13 protein-coding genes and 1 riboswitch are annotated in these 22,765 nt (G+C 52.0%); of the genes, 9 read left to right on the top strand and 4 right to left on the bottom strand.

Annotated features, from left to right (window positions below; genetic code table 11):
* The 4 genes from ACO0LI_RS27180 to ACO0LI_RS27165 form a co-directional block, all read left to right on the top strand.
* On the top strand, positions 1-2,015 hold a 2,015-nt coding region (locus tag ACO0LI_RS27180), incomplete at its 5' end, for a beta strand repeat-containing protein (RefSeq protein WP_423036638.1).
* A gap of 248 nt (positions 2,016-2,263) precedes the next feature.
* Positions 2,264-2,989: a hypothetical protein gene (locus tag ACO0LI_RS27175; protein WP_423036636.1), complete on the top strand. Its 726-nt coding sequence runs from the start codon at positions 2,264-2,266 to the stop codon at positions 2,987-2,989.
* A 143-nt stretch (positions 2,990-3,132) separates the two neighbouring features.
* Positions 3,133-4,197: a dihydroorotase gene (gene pyrC / locus ACO0LI_RS27170; protein WP_423036634.1), complete on the top strand. Its 1,065-nt coding sequence runs from the start codon at positions 3,133-3,135 to the stop codon at positions 4,195-4,197.
* Between the two features lie 16 nt (positions 4,198-4,213).
* Complete coding sequence (locus tag ACO0LI_RS27165; protein WP_423036632.1) at positions 4,214-5,011, top strand: DUF3025 domain-containing protein; 798 nt, start codon at positions 4,214-4,216, stop codon at positions 5,009-5,011.
* Between the two features lie 36 nt (positions 5,012-5,047).
* Here the strand turns inward: ACO0LI_RS27165 and ACO0LI_RS27160 are convergent, their stop codons facing one another.
* Complete coding sequence (locus tag ACO0LI_RS27160) at positions 5,048-5,296, bottom strand: YdcH family protein (RefSeq protein WP_423036630.1); 249 nt, start codon at positions 5,294-5,296, stop codon at positions 5,048-5,050.
* A gap of 382 nt (positions 5,297-5,678) precedes the next feature.
* Here ACO0LI_RS27160 and ACO0LI_RS27155 point away from each other — a divergent pair, with 382 nt between their 5' ends.
* Complete coding sequence (locus tag ACO0LI_RS27155; protein ID WP_423036628.1) at positions 5,679-7,217, top strand: sensor histidine kinase; 1,539 nt, start codon at positions 5,679-5,681, stop codon at positions 7,215-7,217.
* Between the two features lie 79 nt (positions 7,218-7,296).
* On the opposite strand, the gene ACO0LI_RS27150 is transcribed toward ACO0LI_RS27155, so the two are convergent.
* From ACO0LI_RS27150 to ACO0LI_RS27140, 3 genes are all read right to left on the bottom strand, one after another.
* Positions 7,297-8,103, bottom strand: coding sequence for a substrate-binding periplasmic protein (locus ACO0LI_RS27150; protein WP_423036626.1), 807 nt, complete (start codon positions 8,101-8,103; stop codon positions 7,297-7,299).
* Between the two features lie 234 nt (positions 8,104-8,337).
* Complete coding sequence (locus ACO0LI_RS27145) at positions 8,338-8,802, bottom strand: DUF2147 domain-containing protein (RefSeq protein ID WP_422950662.1); 465 nt, start codon at positions 8,800-8,802, stop codon at positions 8,338-8,340.
* 131 nt (positions 8,803-8,933) lie between these two features.
* Positions 8,934-11,768, bottom strand: a complete 2,835-nt coding sequence (locus ACO0LI_RS27140; RefSeq protein WP_423036624.1) for a valine--tRNA ligase — start codon at positions 11,766-11,768, stop codon at positions 8,934-8,936.
* Positions 11,769-11,993: 225 nt separating this feature from the next.
* Between ACO0LI_RS27140 and ACO0LI_RS27135 the strand changes: the two genes are divergently transcribed.
* The 4 genes from ACO0LI_RS27135 to ACO0LI_RS27120 all read left to right on the top strand — a co-directional run bounded on the left by ACO0LI_RS27135 (position 11,994) and on the right by ACO0LI_RS27120 (position 22,549).
* A complete protein-coding gene (locus ACO0LI_RS27135) occupies positions 11,994-14,099 on the top strand; it encodes a TonB-dependent receptor plug domain-containing protein (protein WP_423036622.1) in 2,106 nt (701 codons plus the stop codon).
* Positions 14,100-14,393: 294 nt separating this feature from the next.
* Positions 14,394-15,590 carry an ABC transporter substrate binding protein gene (locus ACO0LI_RS27130; RefSeq protein WP_422950665.1) on the top strand — a complete coding sequence of 399 codons (1,197 nt, stop codon included), beginning with the start codon at positions 14,394-14,396 and terminating at the stop codon, positions 15,588-15,590.
* A gap of 196 nt (positions 15,591-15,786) precedes the next feature.
* Positions 15,787-20,349: an EAL domain-containing protein gene (locus ACO0LI_RS27125; RefSeq protein WP_423036620.1), complete on the top strand. Its 4,563-nt coding sequence runs from the start codon at positions 15,787-15,789 to the stop codon at positions 20,347-20,349.
* 70 nt (positions 20,350-20,419) lie between these two features.
* On the top strand, positions 20,420-22,549 hold the full coding sequence (locus ACO0LI_RS27120; RefSeq protein ID WP_423036618.1) for a tetratricopeptide repeat-containing diguanylate cyclase: 2,130 nt from the start codon (positions 20,420-20,422) through the stop codon (positions 22,547-22,549).
* Between the two features lie 71 nt (positions 22,550-22,620).
* Positions 22,621-22,722: riboswitch (TPP riboswitch) on the top strand.
* Positions 22,723-22,765 lie beyond the last annotated feature (43 nt).

Here is a 22,765-nt window from a genome sequence, read left to right as displayed (position 1 = left end):
TGACAGCACAATCTGCACTGGACGTCACACTGGCCCGCGGCGCCAACTTCCTGAGCCTCGGCGCTGGTAATGACCGCGTTGTACTGTTGGGTAACTATGTTGCCGGTACCTACAACACGACAGAAAATGGTGTGAACCTGAATGCACAGTCCACAGCGACTGCAGTTGCCCGCGTTGTAACAGACACGATCAACCTGGGTACAGGTAACGATACACTGGTGACTTACGGTGCGATCAACCTGGCTGGTGCAACTTTGTCTGGTATTGAAAACATTGTTTCCAATTCAGCAGTGGTGATTACTGCGAGTCAGTATGCAACACTGATCGCTGCGCGTGCTGCATTGAATCTGTCTGGTCCGGTACTGACCTTTGCTGGCGTTGGTCCGCATCAACTGACGATTGTGGATGATGTGGCGGGTGTGAATAATATTGATCTGTCCTACATCTCCATCACTGGTGGTACGCTGGTGTATGACGTGACGTCGTCTTCGAATGTAACTGGCGGTGGCGTGAACAACACAACTGTCAGCAATGCGATAACAATATCTGGCGGTGCGACAGCAACAGCTGGCATCATCGGTACTTCTCCATCTAACGGTGGCGGTACAGCATTGGCTCCTATCGCCCTGACAGCAGGCGGCGTATTTAACAGCACTGCAAACGTGAACGATAACTTCACAGGCAATGCAGCAGCGCTGGTTGGTACAACCATCAATGGTAATCCTGGCGATACAGACATCATCACCTTTACTGGCGGCGGCAGTATCGTTATTGGTGGTGGCAATACTATTACCAACATCAAAACCATCGCTACAGACAATACATCAACCGACGTGTACTTCAACGTTGCGGCTGCAGGTGTTACTACCATCAATGGTGGCACAGGCAATGACCGCGTCTACCTGGCTAACTCTGGCAGCTCCATGCTGGCTGGCAATATCAACCTCGGTAATGGTAATAACCAGTTGACACTGGAAGGGAAGACTTATAGCGGTACTTTCACTGCCGGCTCTGGTACAACTGACTTGCTGATATTTGCCAATGGCAGCAATATTTCTGCAGCCAATATCACTGGTTTTGAGCAGGCATTGTTCACATCAAATGGTTCATTCACGATGACCGCTGCGCAGTGGGCTGGTTTCGCAACGGTGACTGCAGCCGGTACAGAAACGCTCACGCTGACAACGGCGGGTACGGTTACAGCTCTGGCCAACACTGAAAACTACAACCTGGCTAACGGTACCAATACATTCACCGCTGCTGTTAATACAGCGAGCGTTGTTGGTGGCACAGGCAACGACACACTGAACATCAGCGAAGCAATCTACAATGCTACCATCGCCACTATCAACGGTGGCCTGGGTACTGATGTTCTGAACGTTGGTGCAGTAACCGCATCAATCGACTTGAGCACAAAAACAACTGGCATTGAAACTGTCAATGTCACTGGTGGTACCAATGCTGCATGGACCGTGAAAAATGAAAACGGTGCCGGCGTGACTTTGAACTTCACCAAGTCTGCTGCTACTAATATCAGCAATGTTGTTTTGGGCGCAGGTGGTCAAACGCTGAATATTCTGGGAACTGGTACAGGTAACATAACCATCACTGGTGGTTCTGGTGCTGATACGATCAACCTGTCCACGACAGCAACGGGTAATGATGTTATCGCTACTGGTTCTGTTCTGGCCAATATCGACACTGTGGCAAACTTCAAAGTTGCTGGCGCTGACGTGTTCAAAACTGGTACAGCAGCAACAACGCTGAACCTGTTGTCTATCGCTACTGCTGACGTATCTACTCTGGCAGCAGCAATCGCTACAGCAGCAACTGCAGCTGGCGCGGCTCTGGCAGCGAATACTCAGGCTTATGTGATCACTGTAGCCGCAGGTACAGCAGCTGGTACTTATGCTTTTCAAAACATCGGTGGCACTGTAGGTACTGTGGATGCAACTGACTTTATCGTTAAAATCACTGGCGCAGGTTCCATCGTCGCTGGCGACTTCATCGCTTAATCAGGTTCGCAGCAAAGCAGGGGAGTGATCCCCTGCCACGAAATGATAAAAATAAACAAGCCCGACACTGCATAGTGCCGGGCTTGTTTGTAACTGCCGTCATCAGCCACAGATACAATAAAATTGCTGCGTCTTTGAATGTGAAGCATCACAATCACCTCGAAGACACCAGCCAAATTTTTATGTACTCATTTCCTCGTTCGATCAAGTCAGCAAGACACGCCATCCACACCTTCACATATGCAGGCATGTTGCTTTTTACTTCGACGATACATGCAGAGCCTCCGCAGACTACGCTACCAGACTGCAGCACAATACTGCCCTCAGAATATCAATGGCAAGCACTCGACTGGTCACATCTGCGCGCTGCTGATTTGCCACGCGCATTTAAAATTTTCCCTGATCAGCAACCAGATTGCGCAAGGGATGCGGCCATGTGCAGCGAGGCCGAAAGCAAGAGAAGCATAGAAGTCGATGTAGATGTGTTTTTCCAGGACTCTGCGATCTGGAGTAAGCCGGAACAATTGCAGTCTTATATGGCACTCGTTAACCGCTATTACCAGCAGGCACGCATTACTTTCAATTTCAAATTCCGTCCGGCAAACGAATTGCCAACGTGGGCAGAGAACCGCAATCAACTGACGATCATTTTTGCTGCGGCCATGCCCGCCCCGGCAGGTAAGGTCGCTGATGCATTTGGTAATTTGCCCGCAGGTAAAGCAGTATTTAACGATGTACTCATGCAGCGCCAGGACAGACATGCGAATCCCTATTTCCTGATGGGCAAGCCTTTAGGGCATGAACTAGGTCATGTACTAGGCCTTGCGCACACGCAGGACAAGGCATTGTTGATGACTCAGGGCACCTCACCACAAAACGCGCTGGATATATTGCCAGAGCAGGCATTGATCATGCGGGTCATGGCGTTGCAGCGTTTTGGTGGCAAACTTGATCCTGTGAGTACATGTCATTAAGAAAATTAATTATTGAGTAATTTTGTCATTTCGTTATTTTTTAAAAGATCGCCTCTTGTGAAATGTCCCGTAGCCTTGCTTGCAAAGGTGCTTAACACGAATGGAAAAGGTAAAATGCCGGTATTCCGTCACTGCGAGCTATCATGACTGCCTCTACTTCCAGCACTTCCCCGCAAGAAATCACGATTACCCGTCCAGACGACTGGCATTTGCATGTGCGCGATGGCGCAGCCCTGGCCAGCGTGTTGCCGCATACGGCAGCGCAGTTTGCCCGCGCCATCATCATGCCTAATTTGAAGCCACCAGTCACGACAACTGAACAGGCTGCTGCCTATCGTGAACGCATACTTGCTGCTCTGCCTGCAGGCATGAATTTTGAGCCGCTGATGACCCTGTACCTGACCAATAACACGCCACCAGATGAGATACGCCGTGCCAAGGACAGTGGCTTTGTGCATGCCGTGAAGTTGTATCCAGCAGGTGCCACCACTAATTCTGATGCTGGCGTGACTGATCTCAAAAATTGCTACAAGACGCTGGAAACCATGCAGGAAGTCGGCATGCCTTTTCTGGTGCATGGCGAGGTGACAGACGCCGACATCGATTTGTTTGACCGCGAAGCCGTATTCATAGACCGCGTCATGCAACCGCTGCGCAAGGACATGCCGGAATTGAAAGTGGTATTTGAACATATCACCACCAGTGATGCTGCTGCTTATGTGGCAGAATCCGGCGGCTCGATTGCCGCAACGATTACTGCCCATCACCTGCTGTACAACCGTAATGAAATTTTCAAAGGTGGCATACGCCCGCATTATTACTGTCTGCCAGTGCTGAAGCGTGAAACGCATAGACAAGCACTGGTCAAAGCCGCCATCTCGGGCAGCAAACGTTTCTTCCTGGGTACTGATTCTGCCCCGCATGCCAAGGGTTTGAAAGAACATGCCTGTGGTTGCGCTGGTTGCTACACGGCGCTGCATGCGATGGAATTGTATACCCAGGCTTTTGAACAGGCCGGTGCACTCGATCAACTGGAAGCATTCGCGAGTTTCAATGGCCCTGACTTTTATCAATTGCCACGCAATAGCGGCAGCATTACCCTGGTGCGTGAAGACTGGCAAATGCCGGCAGAACTGCCATTTGCCGATACCAGCATCGTGCCGCTGAACAGTGGTGAAACCCTGCACTGGAAAATGCGCACTGCATAAATCTGGTTGGCAATTCATGACACGTTTTTTTGATGAGATAGACTGGTCGCAAGCCTGGTTTTCTGCCGTGCGCGAATCGGCTGGCAGCTTGCTGGCGGCCGATGACTGGCGCTCGCAACTCAATTATCTCGCTCTGCAGGCAGGGTTAAGCAATCACCTTGAATTGCCCCTGCGCTTTATCACACAGGAAGAATTGCCAGAGGGCGCGGCCTATGAAGCGCATATCAGTGCCACTGGCCAGGTGCCCACGCGAGAGAACCTGCATGATTTTTTCAATGCCCTGGTGTGGCTGACTTTCCCTGCCATCAAGCGCCAGTTGAATGCCTTGCAGGCGGCGCAGATTGCCAGTCTGGGCATAGGCAAGTCACGTGGCCCGGCGCGTGATGCTGCCACCATTTTTGACGAGAATGCTGCCTTGCTGGTTCTTGCTGATACGACTGACGGCGCAGAACTGATCGCAGCCTTGCGCGCTCATGCATGGCAGGATGCCTTCGTCATGCAGGCAGATAAATTCGGGTATTGCGCCGAAGTCTGGTGCTTCGGCCATGCCCTGATGGAGAAACTGGTCCAGCCTTATAAGGCGATCACTGCGCATACTTGGGTAGTGATGGTGGAGCCAGCTTATTTCACACTGGATGCAATCGCGAGACGCGCGCATATTGACGGCGTGGTGGCCCAGCAACTGGCCAGCCAGGCGTTGACAACAGCAGATTACACGCCATTGCCTGTGCTCGGCCTACCAGGCTGGTGGTCCCAGCAGGATGCTGCCTTTTATGAAGACCAGCAAGTTTTCAGGGCAAAACGCCAGAACTGAATCCAGCGTGTTTCAAAACCTCATAAACTACATTGATCAGGCCGCAGCACTGGTCTGCAAGATATGGAATAACTGATCTTTCAGGCTGAGGCGTATTTTCTTTAAACCTTCCAGTGCGACATCTCCCAGGTGTTCTGCGCCGTTTTCTGCACGATTGACGGCCTTGTCTGCCTCATCATACTCAGTAAACAGCTTGGCGAAATGCGCATTCTCAGCCTTTGGTTCATGTATGGCTTGTTTGAATTCAGGGAATTCGGTGGAAAGAGGATGGTGATCTACTTGCATGGATACTCCTTTGACGATTGAGGAAAAGATTTTCCTTGTCTTCATGTTAAGCTTATAAAGTTCACCATCCTTGATCTACGTCAAGGTAAGGCGAGAAAGACTGCTTGCCAGTTTTTCAGATTTGCCACAGTGAAATGCTAATCAAAGAAGGCATAACCAATTTCAGGTAGAATATTTGTGCAGCGCGAAGTACCCTCAGGTATATGCCATTGAGACTCTGGCTACTGCTTCTTAGCAAATCAATCAGGTCTGGATCCATGGTCTGGACAAATTCTGCCGTTATGGCTTTAGGCTAACACCGGGACTGGCTGCAACGATGTTCAGCAAGCACTCACATCCTCCAGTATCATCAGGCCAGCAGACTGGGCGGCATACCGCTACCATGTCCCTGCGCAAGGCCATCGTACTGGGTATAGGCCTTGGTATCCTGATCCCCGCCGTCCTGCTTGGCACCGTGCTGGCCAGGGATAGCTATGAGCGCGAATATGAAGTGCGCGTGCGTGGCCCGCTGAAGCAATATGCCAGCATGCTGGAACAAACCATGCCCGTGCCATTGTGGCAAGTCGATGCGACCAGTGCCCAGAGTTTTGTCAACTCCGTCATGCTCAATCCTGATGTAGTGCGCATTATTGTCGAAGATGCCGCCCTGGGCCGTTTTGTCCATGCCGAGCAGGCCATACAACAAAAGCAAGGTTTGATCAGTGAAACCCGCAATATCCGCAAAGATGGCGCGGTCATAGGCCGGGTCACGATAGAAATGAGTAGTTACTGGATGGAGCAGGAATTCCTGAAAAAATTCCTCAAGGGCGGTGCGGCCATCCTGGTGCAATTGCTGATTTCTTTTTTTCTGTTATGGCTGCTATTCCAAAAACGCATGATGCGCCCGCTGCAGCAATTGCAGCGCGATGTAGATCGTCTCGGTGAAGGGCATCTGGAAGAGGTCGTCAGTGCCGCCCGGCCCGATGAACTCGGCAGCCTGGCGCTGGGGGTAGATTCCATGCGCCTGCGTTTGGGTGAACTCATGAACGAGCAGGCCAGCCACAATGTCACGCTGGAGCAAAGGGTCACTGATCGCACCAGGGAGTTGCATGCATCGAACCAGGAGTTGCGCACGGCCCTCAATGATTTGAACAGCGCCCATGCCGAAATCCAGCGCAGCGACAGAATGGCTGCACTCGGTTCGCTGGTCGCAGGCGTGGCCCATGAACTCAATACGCCTATAGGCAATTCTGTGACGGTGGCCAGTACCATCCATGACCTGAGCCGCGAATTCAACAAGAAAATGGCACAGGGTGTCACCCGTGCGGCCCTGCAAAATTATGTCGAAAATAACCTGCAGGCCAGCGATATACTCTTGCGCAATTTGCATAGCGCGGCTGACCTGATAGGCAGTTTCAAGCGCGTGGCGGTAGATAGAACCAGCGCCCAGCGCCGGGTGTTTTTCCTGGATGAAGTCGTCAGGGAAACCATGCTGACCATGGGGGCCAGTATCAGGCATCATGTGCATGAAGTCCGTATCGATATCCCGCCTGGCATACGTATGGATGCCTACCCAGGTTTGCTCGGGCAGATTATCAGCAACCTCATCAATAATGCCATCCTGCATGGCTTTGATGGCCGCGAAAATGGTGTCATCGATATCAGGGCGCATTTGCTGGATACAGAACCTGCCAAAGTGGAGTTAAGCGTCAATGACAACGGCGTTGGTATTGCTGACATCAACCTCGGGCGTATCTTTGATCCCTTCTTCACGACCAAACTGGGGCAGGGCGGCAGTGGCCTGGGTTTGAATATTGTCTATAACCTGGTGTGCGATGTGCTCGGAGGCAGCATACGGGTAGAGAGCGAGCTGGAAAAAGGCAGCAGCTTTATCATGCAAATGCCGCTGTGTGCTCCCGGTCATGCTGATGATATGGAGTAGTAAAGACGGCGTAGTGAAAACTGCGCATTGAAACTGCGCATTGAAACTAAATAGTGAAAGCGAAATGGTGAAGACGAATTCAGTGGCTGGACTTGGCCACATCAGACCAGCCTTGCGGGCAATTTACCTGGGAAGACAGTTTTTGATATTCGCCAGAAGCCCGCAGCTTTTTCAGGCCAGCATTAAACGCTGCAACCCTGCCCGCACTGGTCGGCAGGCTACGTGACATCATCAGGTGAGTCGTAAAACTCTCCGTCATCAGTTTTGGGTGCGCAGACAACTGTGCCGCATCGGCAGGGGAAAAATTCTTTGCCAATAAATCACAGGTGACGTTTCTCTCCATAGGGGCGATATCTACCCGCTTCAACAGCAAAAGCTTCAGGGCGGCCGTATCATTCGGCAGTTTTTCCATCTTCAGGTCACCCTTGTTCGCCATCGCCCAGATCTCTGGCGTGTAGGTATAGTCTTGTATCATGGCGATACGGTAGGGCTTGAGGTCGTCGAGTTGTTTCCATTTAAAATCGATGGCGTTGCGATAGACAAATACCCATTGCTCGGTAATGACATTATCACTCAGGAAAAAACTCGCATCATGCTCAGGCTTATGACCCCAGTAAGCCGTGCCATCCCATTTACCTGCGCGGCTCTCAGCCAGTGCGCGTGACCACGGTAAGAAAGTAAATTCCACCTGATAGCCTTCGAGTTCAAAAGCACGCCGCACTATGCTCAGGGCTATGCCTTTGTCTGGCCTGCTTTCAGTCGCATACGGAGGGAGTTCACCAGTAGCAATTTTGAGTAATTTTCCTTGTGCCGATGACAAGCCTGGCAACAAGGGGAGCAGTATCAGCAGAGCGACAGCAAACCAGGATGAGCATGCTTTTTTCATGATACCGCCTTCATCAAAAAGGGATTCAGTAGCCTATCATCTGCCTTATTGCTATTTCTGGCAAGTCGCTGGCGTGCAACAGGGTGCAGACCACAGCATCAGACTTTAGTGCGCAGGCCATAGTGCGCAGACCAAACCATGCTGGAATCATGAATGACAAACAACAACGGGAGCCTGAGCTCCCGTTGTTGTTATGTTGTTCCTTATCTGGTTTTGCAATCTGGCCTTGCAGGCTTATTGCTCGCGCAACCAGGTCTGGGTGCGGCCAAACATCGGTGCGCCTATGTAGCCACGTACATTCAATTTCTTGTTGTTTTCAATCACACTGAGCTTGCTGCTATACAGCTTGCCATTGCCCGGATCAAGGATTTTGCCACCGGTATATTCGTCACCGTCTTTTTTGAGGCCAGACAAGATGGTCATGCCGACAATGGGCTGGTCTTTATTTGCGCCTTCACATTTGTCGCATTTTGGGTTCTTTTCTGGAGCATCGGCTTCCAAAAACAGTTTTTCTATCTTGCCCTGCAATTCACCGGCAGTTTCGGTGATACGTATCAGTGCCTTGGGTTTGCCTGATTTGTCATCGATGCTCTTCCACAGGCCGACCGGGCTTTCTTCAGCCTGTGCCAGCAGTGGCATACCTGCGAATGCGATGAATGCGGATAGTACGGATAACACAAGTGGAACTGTTTTTTTCATGCTGTCTCCAAAAGAAAAACTTAGGTGCCTGCTTCGGTCTCTGATTTATGTGATTTGATTGTACGTGGCAAAATTTTCACCACGTACAATATTTTTAGAGTACCTACTTTAACCCACGGTATTGCAACATCTTACGCTGGTGGCAGTTTATCTAACTGCGCTAACTGTTCCAGCAGTTTTTGCAGGGTTGCCTTGAAATTCGCCAGACGTTCTCTCTCAACCGCGATGACCTGTGCAGGTGCCTTGGCGACAAAGCCTTCGTTACCGAGCTTGGTCTCCAACTTGGTAATTTCACCTTCCAGGCGGGCGACTTCCTTGCTGATACGCGCACGTTCTGCTGCCACGTCGATTTCCACCTTCAGCATCAGCTTCGATTCGCCAACGACGGATACCGGTGCCGGTGACTCAGGCAGGGCATCAACGACAGCTACCTCAGACAGTTTCGCCAGTGCTTCCAGGTAAGGCGCAAAAGACTGCAGGCGGGCCTTGTCTTCTGCATTTGCAGCCTGCAACAACAGTGGCACGCGCTTGGCAGGGGACAATTGCATTTCACCGCGCAGGTTACGGCAGGCGTCGGTCATGGCTTTCAGTGCCTGCATCCAGGCTTCTGCTGCAGTATCGACATTGGCAGCGACAAACAGCGGGTAAGGCTGGATCATGATGCTGTCGCCAGCCGGGTTCAAAGTCTTGCCTGCCAGCGGTGCCACGGTTTGCCACAAGGCTTCGGTAACAAAAGGGATGACAGGGTGAGCCAGGCGCAAGATCACTTCGAGCACGCGCAAGAGTGTACGGCGGGTCGCGCGTTGCTGCGCTTCATTACCTTGCTGTACCTGTACCTTGGCAACTTCCAGATACCAGTCGCAATACTCATCCCAGACAAACTTGTAGATGGCAGAAGCGATATTGTCGAAACGGTAGTCAGCAAAACCTTTTTCTATCTCGGCCTCTGCACGTTGCAGGGTAGAGATGATCCATTTGTCAGCTTGCGAATATTCCAGATCAGCATCAGTGACGCCAGCACCAAAACCACAATCCTTGTCTTCAGTATTCATCAAGACAAAGCGGGTCGCATTCCACAACTTATTGCAGAAATTGCGGTAACCTTCGCAACGGCCCAGATCGAAATTGATATTGCGGCCCAGCGACGCATAGCTGGCCATGGTGAAGCGCAAGGCGTCCGTACCATAGGCCGGGATGCCATCGGCAAATTCCTTGCGCGTAGCTTTTTCTATGCTTGCTGCCTGTTTGGGGTTCATCAGTCCGGCAGTACGTTTCGTTACCAGTTCATCGACACTAATACCATCAATGAGGTCGATAGGGTCCAGGGTATTGCCCTTGGATTTGGACATTTTCTGGCCGCTGGAATCGCGCACCAGGCCATGTACATACACGGTATTGAAAGGCACCTTGCCGGTGAAGTGCGTGGTCATCATGACCATGCGCGCGACCCAGAAGAAAATGATGTCAAAGCCAGTGACCAGTACTGAAGATGGCAGGAAGTGTTTGATGTCCGGTGTTTCTTCAGGCCAGCCCATGGTAGAGAAAGGCACCAACGCAGACGAGAACCAGGTATCGAGTACGTCATCATCACGCTTCAATGCACCAGTGTAACCAGCAGCAGTCGCCTTGGCTTTTGCACCGGCTTCATCATGCGCAACAAAGATTTCACCATTATCGCCATACCATGCCGGGATTTGATGACCCCACCACAATTGGCGTGAGATACACCAGTCCTGGATATTGTTCAACCACTGGTTGTAAGTGGTCGTCCAGTTTTCCGGGATGAATTTGATTTCACCGTCAGCGACTTTTTCCAGCGCCACTTCAGCGATGGATTTGCCGGGGAAGAAAGTACCTTCCGGTGCCGGTTTGCTCATGGCCATGAACCACTGGTCAGTCAACATAGGCTCAATCACCACATTGGTACGGTCGCCACGTGGCACCATCAGCTTGTGTGGTTTTACTGAATCCAGCAAACCTTGTGCGTCGAGGTCAGCAACGATTTGTTTGCGGGCGACGAAACGGTCCATGCCTTGATATACGGCAGGGGCGTTTTCATTGATTTTGGCATCCAGAGTGAAAATGCAAATCATCTCCAGTTTGTGACGCTGACCAACTGCATAATCGTTCATATCATGCGCAGGCGTGATCTTCACACAGCCAGTACCAAATTCCTTATCGACATAGCTGTCGGCAATCACCGGGATTTCGCGGTCTGTCAGCGGCAGTTTGAGCATCTTGCCAACCAGATGTACATAACGTTCATCCGTTGGATCTACCGCCACGGCAACGTCACCCAGCAGGGTTTCAGGGCGGGTAGTTGCTACCGTCAGGTGGCCAGAGCCATCTGCAAACGGGTAGCGGATATGCCACATGGAGCCATCTTCTTCTTCCGACACGACTTCCAGATCAGAAACTGCCGTACCCAGAACAGGGTCCCAGTTGACCAGGCGTTTGCCGCGATAGATCAGGCCCTGCTCTACCAGCTTGACGAACACATCGGTCACGCTCTTCGAGCGTTCGGCATCCATCGTGAAATATTCACGGTCCCAGTCGGCAGAGGCACCCATGCGGCGCATCTGGCCGGTGATGGTGGAGCCGGATTTTTCTTTCCATTCCCAGACTTTTTCCAGGAATTTTTCACGGCCCAGATCATGGCGCGAAATCTTTTGTGCATCCAGCTGGCGTTCTACCACGATTTGCGTAGCGATACCGGCATGGTCAGTACCCGGCACCCAGGCCGTATTGTGACCGCGCATGCGGTAGTAACGCGTCAGGCCATCCATGATGGTCTGGTTGAAGGCATGGCCCATATGCAGGGTGCCTGTCACATTTGGCGGCGGCAGTTGTATCGAGAACGAGGGTTTGCCTTCATCCATGGTGGCGGCAAAATATCCACGTTTTTCCCACTCGCCACGCCAGGATTGTTCGATTTCTGCGGGCTCAAAAGACTTGGCTAATTCCATAATATGATCTGCGGTGATTGCTAAACCTTTGATTATAAATGAGGAAAGTGCATAAGGCGGTTTTTCCTGCGGATAGCATTTAATAAAATATTTTAAAGACAATAAATATTTTAAATCTTGTCACTTGTAGGCAGCAAAGCGACAAATGCCATGTTGCCACCATGCATCTGGCTTGTTGTTGCCTGAAAGATTGGATTAAGATGTTTGCAAACCTCTGGGGACATCATGAAAAGCCTGAACAATACGGCATATGCCCTGCATTTAGTCTTGCTGCTGATAGCCCTGCCTCAGCCAGCCAGGGCTGAAGAACCGAATACGGAAGAAGACCTGGCCCTGGTCTATGGTGACAAATATAGTGACAAGTCCGTCATCAGCGTTGCCACAGGCTCGGCCCTGCCTTTGCGCCGCGCACCCGCCGTGGCCACGGTGATTACTGCTGCCGATATAGAGGCAACCGGTGCCACCAGCCTCGATGGCATACTGGAAACCGTACCCGGCTTGCATGTAGGGCGTTCTACCGTCATGAATATGGCTATTTACACCATACGCGGGATGCGCAATACGCTCAGCAATCCCCAGGTACTGGTGCTCATCAATGGTACGCCTGTCATTAATGCCTATACCGGCGACCGTGGTTTGATTTCTGCTGACATGCCGCTGGAAAATGTCGCGAGAATAGAGATTATCCGTGGCCCCGGCTCTGCCCTGTATGGTGCAGATGCTTTTTCAGGCGTCATCAATATCGTCACTAAAACTGCAAAAGAGCAAAGCGGTACGCGCTTTGGCAGCAGGCTGGGCTCCTTCAATAGCCGGGATGCGTGGGTTTTGCATGGTGGGAAATGGGGGGGTATTGAAGTCGCCGCCTCCTTGCAACACAGCCGCACTGCGGGGGCACAGGCGCTGGTGGAGCGTGATGCCCAGAGCGGCTATGACCAGTTGTTTGGCACCCATGCCTCACTGGCTCCTGCTTATCAAAATTTCAGCCGTGCAGCGACGGACGGTAATCTTGACCTGGCTTATGGCAAATGGAGCCTTCACATGGCTTTCATGCAAAGGGAAAACATCGGTACGGGCACAGGCATAGCCCAGGCACTGGACCCACATGGCTGGGGTAGTAGCCGCCGCTTTACCAGTGACTTGAAATACAAGGATCCGGATTTTGCCAAAGACTGGGGGCTGGAACTGAATGGCAGTTTTACTTATTACAATGAAAATGCTAGCGTCTATATTTTTCCGGCCGGGGCTTTTGGCGGTACCTTCAAGGATGGTTTTATCGGCAGCCCGTTTCGCTGGGAAAGGCAGGAAAACCTGAATGCCACCATGCATTACAGCGGCATGAGCCAGCATCATGTGCGCCTGGGCTTTGGGGTATCAAAAATAGATTTGTACAAGCTGCGCGAGACCAAGAATTTTAATCCCGATAATTCACCCATTAATGCCGGTGCGTTTTCTGACATTGTGGATGTGACCGATACCGCTCCCTACATGCGTCCCCACAGCCGGCTGTTGAAATATGCGTATGTGCAGGATGAATGGCAGTTCGCCAAGGACTGGACTTTGACTGCAGGCGTGCGGTATGACCAGTATTCTGATTTTGGCAATACCACCAATCCCAGGCTGGCCCTGGTATGGGAAATGGATTACAACCTGACCGCCAAGCTCTTGTACGGCACAGCTTTTCGGGCACCTTCTTTTGAAGAGCTGTATGTGATCAATAATCCTGTCGTGAACGGCAACCCTGCATTAAAGGCAGAAAGAATGCGCACGACGGAACTGGCGTTAAGCTGGCAGGCGCGCGCAGGTGTGCAACTGGGACTGAATCTGTTTCGTTATCGGATGTCTGACATCATCAGGGTCAGCAATAATTCTCAGAATGAAAACGGCGGCAGACAGAGTGGCCGGGGTTTTGAACTGGAAGCTAGCTGGGATGTGAACAAAAATTTTCGCGTGGCAGGCAACTTGGCTTACCAGAGCGCGATTGATGATGTGACACAAAAAGACCCGGGCCTGACACCGCGCCGTCACGCCTACCTGAGGGCGGACTGGCAGCCTGCCGCAGGATGGAGAGTGAATACCCAAATCAACCATGTCGCAGACCGGCAGCGAGAACCTGGTGATACCCGCCCGAATGTAAAGGACTACACCACGCTGGATGTGACCATAGGGACAAATAAAAAATATGCGGGCTGGGACTGGGCACTGATAGTGCGCAATCTCTTGAATGCCGATGTACGGGAGCCGAGCCCCTACAGTACACCTTTTATCAATATGCCAAACGACATTCCCATGGGTGGACGTTCAGTCTTTTTGCAATTTGGCTATAAATTATAGAAGTACCGAACATCTTTTACCGGGATGTTTGACCGCTTGTCGGGTGAATAAAGCAGGTGCATCAATTTCGATATGGGGGCGTGCGCAAATCTGTTAATGTTGATGGTTAATTCGCGGTATGGCTGTGGCGGCGTGATAGTTTGTTTGTAAAAAAACAGCACTAGATTAACGGCAGTAGTAATAATGGCAGGAATAACGATAGAGGAATAACGATAGTAATAACAGCAGGAGCGGCAAGCGCCGCAAAAGCAGGACGAAACTGTGTTGAAAATAAAAGAAGGAATAAAACTTTAGATGCTGGACTACGGCTGTTCTTATTTTTCTGATATCCGTGCTTGCCGCCTCAGCAAAAAAGCTGCTGCGAAAGCCGGGTTGTCTAAGCACGCCTGCCAGTTTTTCAATCTCGTCCTGTGCATATTGTTTTTGCTCGTGTCTCCTGCCATGGCCCAGCAGCCCATACCTTTGTCCATGCTCAAGCCAGAGCTGGCCATGCTGCAAAACCAGGTGCCGCAAGTACATACCCCTACGCCCGCACTGGCCCAGGATTTACGCATGGGCTACCGTTATGGCGAACATCTGGTCTTCGCTGATGCCGTCACTCAGGGACGCCGCCCTGAGGTCAGTACCGGTGGCAGCCTGGCGGTACTGTATCCTGACATGGGTGAACCCTACCGCAGTATTTTCGCCAAGATCATCGAAGGTATAGAAAGCAAGTCACGCATGCCGGTGATCAGCATGCCGATAGGTGCCAAGCTCGAAACCGCTGACTTGAATGCGCAATTAAAACGCAATGGTGTCAGGGTCGTCATTGCCCTTGGCCGTCAGGGCGTCAAGCTGGCTAGTGGCCTGGACCGCGAAATTGCCGTGGTGGTTGGTGGTGTCCTGAACATCCCGGAAAGTGAAAGCCGCAGCATGACAGGTGTCAGCCTCATGCCCGATCCGGCCTTGTTGTTTACCCGCCTCAAAAGCCTGCTACCAGGCGTCAAAAGAGTCATCGTCGTTTATGACCCCAAAAACAATGAGTCGCTAATAAAACTGGCGCGCGAAGCAGCGAAGCAGCAGGGGCTGGAGCTGGTGAGCTATGAAGCCAAAGACCTCGCTGGTGCCGCCCATCAGTATGAAGTTGCTTTTGCCAGTGCAGACCGGCGCGACGCCTTATGGCTGCCACAAGATTCAACCACGGTGGAAGAAGGCAGCATCCTGCCGCTGGTCTTGCGTGAATCATGGAACCGCGGCATCCCCTTCTTTTCCAGCAGTTTTTTGCATGCAAAAAAAGGCGCTTTATTTGCGCTCTATCCAAATAATCTGGAGCTGGGGCATAGCCTGGCCATGGCTGCCCACAGTGCAGTGAGTGGCGATGGCCGCAAGTCTGGCGTGTCCTTGTTGCGTGAAGTCCTGGTGGCAGTGAATTTGCGCACAGCCAGCCATATAGGTTTGAACATTGATTATCAAAGCCAGAGAAGTTTTGACTCTATTTTTCCTGAGCCTTGAATGTTGCGATTGATTGCGATTGCAGGCGTCTGCAATGCTGCTGCGATGTAAAGAATAATAAAAACGAAGAGAAGTGAAAGAGCCAAGCATGTCATGCATCTGTGAGGATGCTGTCATGATCTTGAATATTCTGAGACAGAGTGCTGTTCACCAGCGATGCCTGATGGTGAATGGCCATAAGTAATTTGGTTCAAGTATGAAGTTTTTCAGCAATTACTTTCGCCGCACAGGTTTCAGTCTCCAGCTAACGGTCATCATTACGGCCGCTATCCTGGTGCTGGCCTTGTTTTCTTCCATCATGAATTCATGGCAGGCCAGCCATCGCATGCGTGCTTACTTTGTTGTGCAAGGCCAGCAAGTGGCAGAAAACCTGGCCCGCCAAAGCCGCCTGGCCCTGTTGTATCACTCTGCTGACAATGCCAGGGAAGTGGTGGCTACCACCCTGGCTTTTCCTGATGTCCTGCAGGTAGAAATTGCCAATGCAGATCACAAGGTACTACTTTCACAAAGCAAACCTGGCGTCATTTTACCTCCTTTGCAGACGCATCCAGCGGGCCCCTTGACCAGTGCCAGGCTGGAACAGGAAAGTGAGCAGGACTGGCGTTTTAGCGCTCCGGTATTTGCCGGTGAGGCAGAAGCCTCACCGTTTGAAGTGCAGGAGAGCAAACCGCAATTGCTGGGTTATGTGCATGTGGTGGTCGGCAAGACCACACTGGATAAACTGGTGTCGTCGCTGCTGCTCGGTAATCTCGCCATCACGTTCTCATTTGCCCTGATCTTGCTGGCTGTGATACGCCTGATGTCACGGCAGATGATACGTCCGCTGAACCAGTTGTCAGCCTTGATGGGCAGGGCAGAAGCGGGCGAGTCTGGCATGCGCGCGACACCGCAAGGCTCAAAAGACATCATGGAAATGGCCCATGCCTTCAACCAGATGATGGCCGTGCTGGAAGAGCGTGAGGCTGAGCTCAAGCAATCACGCGACCAGGCCTTGCATGCTGCCGTTATGAAGGCACAATTTGCTGCCACCGTCAGCCACGAAGTGCGCACCCCCTTGAATGGCGTAGTTGGCATGCTCGACATGCTCAAGGAAATGCGCCTGACCCGCAGCCAGCGCGAATGCGTGGATGTGGCCTGGAATTCTTCCCAGTCCCTGATAGAACTCATCAATGACATCCTGGACTTTTCCAAGATGGAGGCGGGCAAGGTCGAGGTCGAAGAAATCGAGTTCGATTTGAATAAACTGGTGGCTGAAGTGCTGGAGTTATTGTCCAAGTCTGCCCAGCAAAAAGGCCTGGAACTTGCGTATCTGGTTGCCGATGAAGTACCGTTGCGCATCAAGAGTGATCCTTTGCGTTTGCGCCAGATACTGATGAACCTGATAGGTAATGCCATCAAGTTTACCGAGCATGGTGAAATAGCAGTGCGGGTAGTATTGAACCAGCACCACGATCAAGCAGACCCTGCTGCCACGATGAGCTTGCGCTTTGAAGTCAGCGATACTGGCATAGGCATGTCGGCAGATGCCGTCGCCAATGTGTTTGAATCCTTCGCCCAGGCAGACCGTTCAACGACACGCAAATATGGTGGTACCGGCCTCGGTCTGGCTATCTGCAAGCAACTGGTGGCGCTCTTGCATGGCGAAATCGGCGTCAGCAGCATGCCGGGTCAGGGCAGTAATTTTTACTTCAGCATGCAATGCAGGGCCGGCAGTGCCAACAGTATCAGCGGCACCGACAACATCAGCGTCACTGATAAGCCAGCTCTTGCCAGTACCGAGTTGCAGGGCGAACGCATACTCATTGTTGATCCCAGCGAGATCGTGCGCAGCTTTTTGCTGCAACAGCTTTCCCGCCATGGCATGGCATGTCATGCAGTAGCCAGTGGCATGCAGGCCCTGAGCCTGCTGGATCAGGCCGTCAAAGAAGGCGCGCCGCATTCCCTGGTCATCATGGATGTTGCCAGCATGGATGATGATGGCGTGGAACTGGCGCGCCGGCTGCGCAATGATCATCGTTTTAGCGGCATCCACACGCTGGCACTGGACAGGAATGGCTGTGCAGGAGATAGCAATTCCTCAGCAGCAGAAATCTGCCTGAGCAAGCCTGTGCATATAGAAAAAATGCTGCAAGCCTTGCGGCATTTATTGCTGACTGAAACACAGGTACAGTCACCAGCCACGGCAAGCATGGTCCGATCACCTGTACCCATGCCTGCCAGGGATATTGAAGTGGCGCGTCATCCTGCTCAGGGTGGTCAGGTTGAATGGCGCGTGCTGGTGGTTGAAGACAACCGCACCAACCAGATGGTAGCAGCGGGCATGCTGTCACTGTCTGCCTGTCATTGCGAATTTGCCGGGAATGGCAAGGAAGCAGTCGAAGCCGCACGCCGCAACCGTTATGACCTGATACTCATGGATTGCAGCATGCCGGAGATGGATGGCTATGAAGCCACCGTCAGGATACGCAGTTATGAAGACGGTCTGGGCAGGCGCACACCTATCGTCGCGATGACGGCTAATACCCAACGAGGCGATGCAGAAAAATGCCTGGCGATAGGCATGGATGATTATCTGGCCAAACCGATCACGCTGGTAGAGTTGCGCCAGAAGCTGGAACGCTGGCTTACCCATGGCGGTGCGGCAGGACGTGCCCTGCCGCCAGATGGACAATTGCAAGCGCTTGATGGACAGTCACTTGACCGCAGTGTGTTTGACAAATTGCGCGATATCCTGGGGCCGGGTTTGCAGCAGACGGTATCCCTGTTCCTGGAAGATACTCCTGTCTATCTGGAACAATTGAACCAGGGCCTGCAGCAAGACGATGCTGAAATGGTGCGCGCCATGGCACATTCGATCAAAGGCAGCAGTGGTAACCTGGGGGCCAGCAATCTTTTGCAGTTTGCCAAGGAAGTTGAGCAACTGGCGCTGGAAAGGCATTTGTCAGAAATCCCGCCACTGCTGAGCAGCTTGCATCAGGCCTACGAAGCAGTGGCGTATGAACTGAGCAATGAGGTATTCCTGGAAGGCCATGAAGCAGTCAACCCTGGCCGACATGTTGCCAAAGTGCTCGTAGTCGATGATGACCGTAGCACCCGCAGCACGCTGCGTCATACCCTGCAAAGAGATGGCTTCAAGGTTGAGGAGGCGGCAGATGGCTCACAAGCCTTGCTGATGCTCAAACGCATGCGCCCTGATGTCATTCTCATGGATGCCGTCATGCCTGTCATGGATGGTTTTACCGCCTGCAGCCTGATACAGGAAATGCCGCGTGGCCGCAGCATACCGGTGTTGATGATCACCGCCCTCGAAGACAATACGTCGGTGGAAAGAGCTTTTGCTGCCGGTGCCTGTGACTACATTCCCAAGCCCATCCATTTTGCCGTGCTGTCGCAACGCGTCCGTCGCATCATAGAAGCGAACCAGGCAGAAAAACGCATACGTCACCTGGCTTTCAACGATGTGTTGACTGGCTTGCCCAACCGTACGCAATTCCTCGATCAACTCGGTCGCAGGCTGGCCATGGCCAAGGAAAATGTCGAGTCAGTGGCAATACTTTTTCTTGATCTGGACAGGTTCAAGAACGTCAATGATACGCTCGGCCACGATGTCGGTGACCGTCTACTGATTGCCGTGGCCCAGCGCATACGCCGCAGTGTGCGCAATGCCGATTGCGTGGCACGCCTGGGTGGTGATGAGTTCACTGTGATACTCAGTGAACTGGCCGACCCTGCTGCTGCAGCATCGGCTGCACAAAATATTTGCCGCACCCTTGCCAAGCCTTTTCAGATTGATAGTCATGATATTTTTGTGACCGCCAGCATAGGTATTTCTGTCTATCCCAGCGATGGCATGGACGTAGGCACTCTGGTCAAACATGCAGACACGGCCATGTACCGCGCCAAGAAAACCAATACCGACTTCCAGTTTTTTGAAGCGGCGATGGAACATTCGATTTCTGAACGGGTACGTCTCGAAAACGACCTGCGTCGCGCACTTGAGCGCAATGAGCTGGCGGTGTTTTATCAGCCGCAGGCACGCATGGACAATGGCGAGATCATTGGTGCCGAGGCACTGGTGCGCTGGTTCCATCCTACCCGTGGTATGGTGTCGCCACTGGAATTTATCCCCATGGCAGAAGAAACCGGCCTCATCATCGCACTTGGCGAATGGGTGTTGCGTACCGCCTGCGCGCAGATGCGCAACTGGATGGACAAGGGCATGGGGCATCTGCGGGTTGCGGTGAATCTGTCTGTCAGCCAGTTACTGCAAAAAGATTTTGCCAATACCGTGGAGCAGGTCTTGTTCGATACCGGCCTGCCAGCGAAAATGCTGGAGCTGGAAATCACTGAAAGCACGCTGATGGAGCATGCGCAAGATACCCTGGCGATACTGGACCGTTTGCGTAGCCTGGGTGTCAGGCTGACCATTGATGACTTTGGCACTGGCTATTCATCTTTATCTTATCTTAAACGCTTCCCAGTGGATATTATCAAGATAGACCGGTCCTTCGTGCGTGATATTCCGGGTGATGCCGACGATGCAGCCATCGTCACCGGTATCATCGCCCTGGCACACAGCCTGCGGCTGGAAGTGGTGGCCGAAGGGGTGGAAACCCGGGAACAGCTGGAGTTTTTACGCGCCCAGTCCTGCGATATCCTGCAAGGTTTCTATCTGAGTAAGCCGATACCGGCGCAGCAACTGGAAGATGAAATATTCTCGCAAGTGGGTAGCGTATTCCTGGACCAGACAGGTAAATAAAAGTGGGGTGAAATAGCCCCAGCTTGATTAAAAAATAAACAGAGACACGGATAGAATGATGAGAGCCTGCATGTTGCAGCTTCAACTTCCCAGGTGGCAAACCAGGCTGATGCCGGGTTTGCTGGCGATTACCTTGCTATGCATGGGCTGCGCTGCACAGGCGCAAGCGAGGCCGGATTTTTCTGAGATAGAAGTCATCCATACCCTGTCTGACCGTGACAATACGGCGGCCCTCAAGCAACTGCAGGAATACAAAGACCGCCTCGGCAAAGATGCCGACTATGTCTTGCGTGCCGAGGTCTTGAAGACATTGATAGGCATCTTGTATGACGCAGGCAAGATCAAGGAGGCTGATGCTGCCAATGCAGAGTTGCTGCAACTGGCAAGAGCACAAAAAGACAATGACATGATCAATATGGCTCTGATAGGCGAAGCCTTTCAGATGCTGGATCAGGGCAAGTTCGCCATGGCGCTGGTGAAGCTCAATGATATACAGCAAAGCCTGCGTGATTCAAAAAATGCAGAAGTGCTCATGCGTTTGAATATCGCCTTTGGCATGGTACAACTGGCGATAGGCAATTTTGATAAATCTCTGCCTTATTTTCTTGAAGCACTAAAGCTGGCTGACCAGGTACCACGCCGCAGCGCACAGGCCAAGCTGTACCGCATGGAATCCATCGCCAGACTCTACCTGAATATGCATAATGCAGAAAAGGCGCTGGAAACTACCAATGAAGCCCTGGCAATGTTGCCCGGCATAGACTCTCCCAAAATTACTTCTTCGCTACAAATGACACGCGGCCTGTCACTGATAGATCTGGGTCGTCATGATGAAGCGCTGGAGGCCTACAAGACCGTCTTGCAGATAGCCACCGATGCCGGCATGCCTGCTGTGGCCGCCACGGCACTTGGCAATATTGCCGACTATTACCTGCATGTGCGCAAATTTACCGAGGCTGAACGCGCCGCCAGGTTCTCACTGGAAAAAGCCCAGGTGGTGAATGATCCTTTTGCGATGGCCATCGCCAAGGCGAATATCGGGTTTGCATTGGCAGGGCAAAAGAAATTCGCACAGGGCATAGGCTACATCAATGAAGCGAAGAAGTTTTTCATGGAAACCGGCTCCAAGTCGGATGTGGAAAATCTGCTTAGTGAAATCGGCAATATGTATGAAGCTGCCGATATGTATAAAGAGGCACTGGCGACGGTGCGCGAGCAACAAAAACTCAGCGATGAATTATTCCGCTCTGACCGGGCGCGTGCTGTAGCCACTTTACAAGAGCAATTCAATGCCCAGCAAAGGCAAAAACAGATTGAATTGCTGGCGCGTGAAAACCAGCTCAAGGATGCTGATATCAAAAACCGGCAATTGCAGCAAGTTGTGCTGATGCTGGCTGCAGTCATCATGGTGATGGTTGGGGTGGTGGTTTTCTTCCTGTACCGGCGGGTGCGCAAGACCAATGAAAAGCTGCGCGAAGTCAATGAGCAACTGGAATTTCATGCGGTACGTGATCCCCTCACAGGTTTGTATAACCGCCGTTCTTTTGTCGATATGATGAAGGGCAGGGCCATCTTGCCTGAGGGTGAAAGGCGTGAAGATGCGCTTGATAACCCTGACTGCCTGATACTGATGGACATTGATCATTTCAAAAATATCAATGACAGCTTTGGTCATGCCACTGGCGACGCGGTATTGATAGAAGTGGCACGCCGCTTGCGCAGTACCGTGCGTGACAGTGATATGGTATTGCGCTGGGGTGGTGAAGAATTTCTGATTTATTCACCACGCTCCAATCCCGCACAACTCAAAGGTCTTGTTGAGCGCATCTTGCGCAGTATAGGTGAAGAAAACATTCAGGCTGATGGTGCCAGTGTCCCTGTCACGCTGACTGCCGGTTTCATCAGCCTGCCATTTTCCGGTTTGCCAGAAGCCATCTGCAATTGGGAAAAAGCCCTGCAAATTGCCGACATGGCCTTATATCTGGGCAAGGTCAATGGCCGCAACCGCGCCTATGGTGTCAGCAGATTATTGATCGCTTATGAAGAAGCCTTGCCCGTGCTTGACCATGATCTGTCGGCTGCGATCAAGGCTGGCATGGTCGAGTTGATAGAGGTGCATGGACCGGTAAAACTGCCAGAAGGCAATCTTGCTGCGTCGGCAACGGTATCTGATGAAGAACTTGCCAGCGCCATCAAATAAAGCACCTGAGTTTAAAAAAGTCGTATAATCTGCCGTCGTCGCGGTTCTGGATTTATTTCTGGAACCCGAAGAAAAAATGCTAGGGGTCCTGCCATCAATGTTGTTGGCGGGTGAGAAATACCCTCGAACCTGATCTGGATAATGCCAGCGAAGGGAAGCTGCCGAAGTTTGTGCCGCCTGTAGTATGTCTTGATCTGCGCGCACCTGTTTTGGAAA

Source organism: Undibacterium sp. Tian12W (assembly GCF_049339405.1).
Taxonomy (GTDB): Bacteria; Pseudomonadota; Gammaproteobacteria; order Burkholderiales; family Burkholderiaceae_D; genus Undibacterium.
The sequence above is the reverse complement of the archived record's forward strand: the minus strand, read 5'-3'. Positions and strand labels throughout refer to the sequence as shown.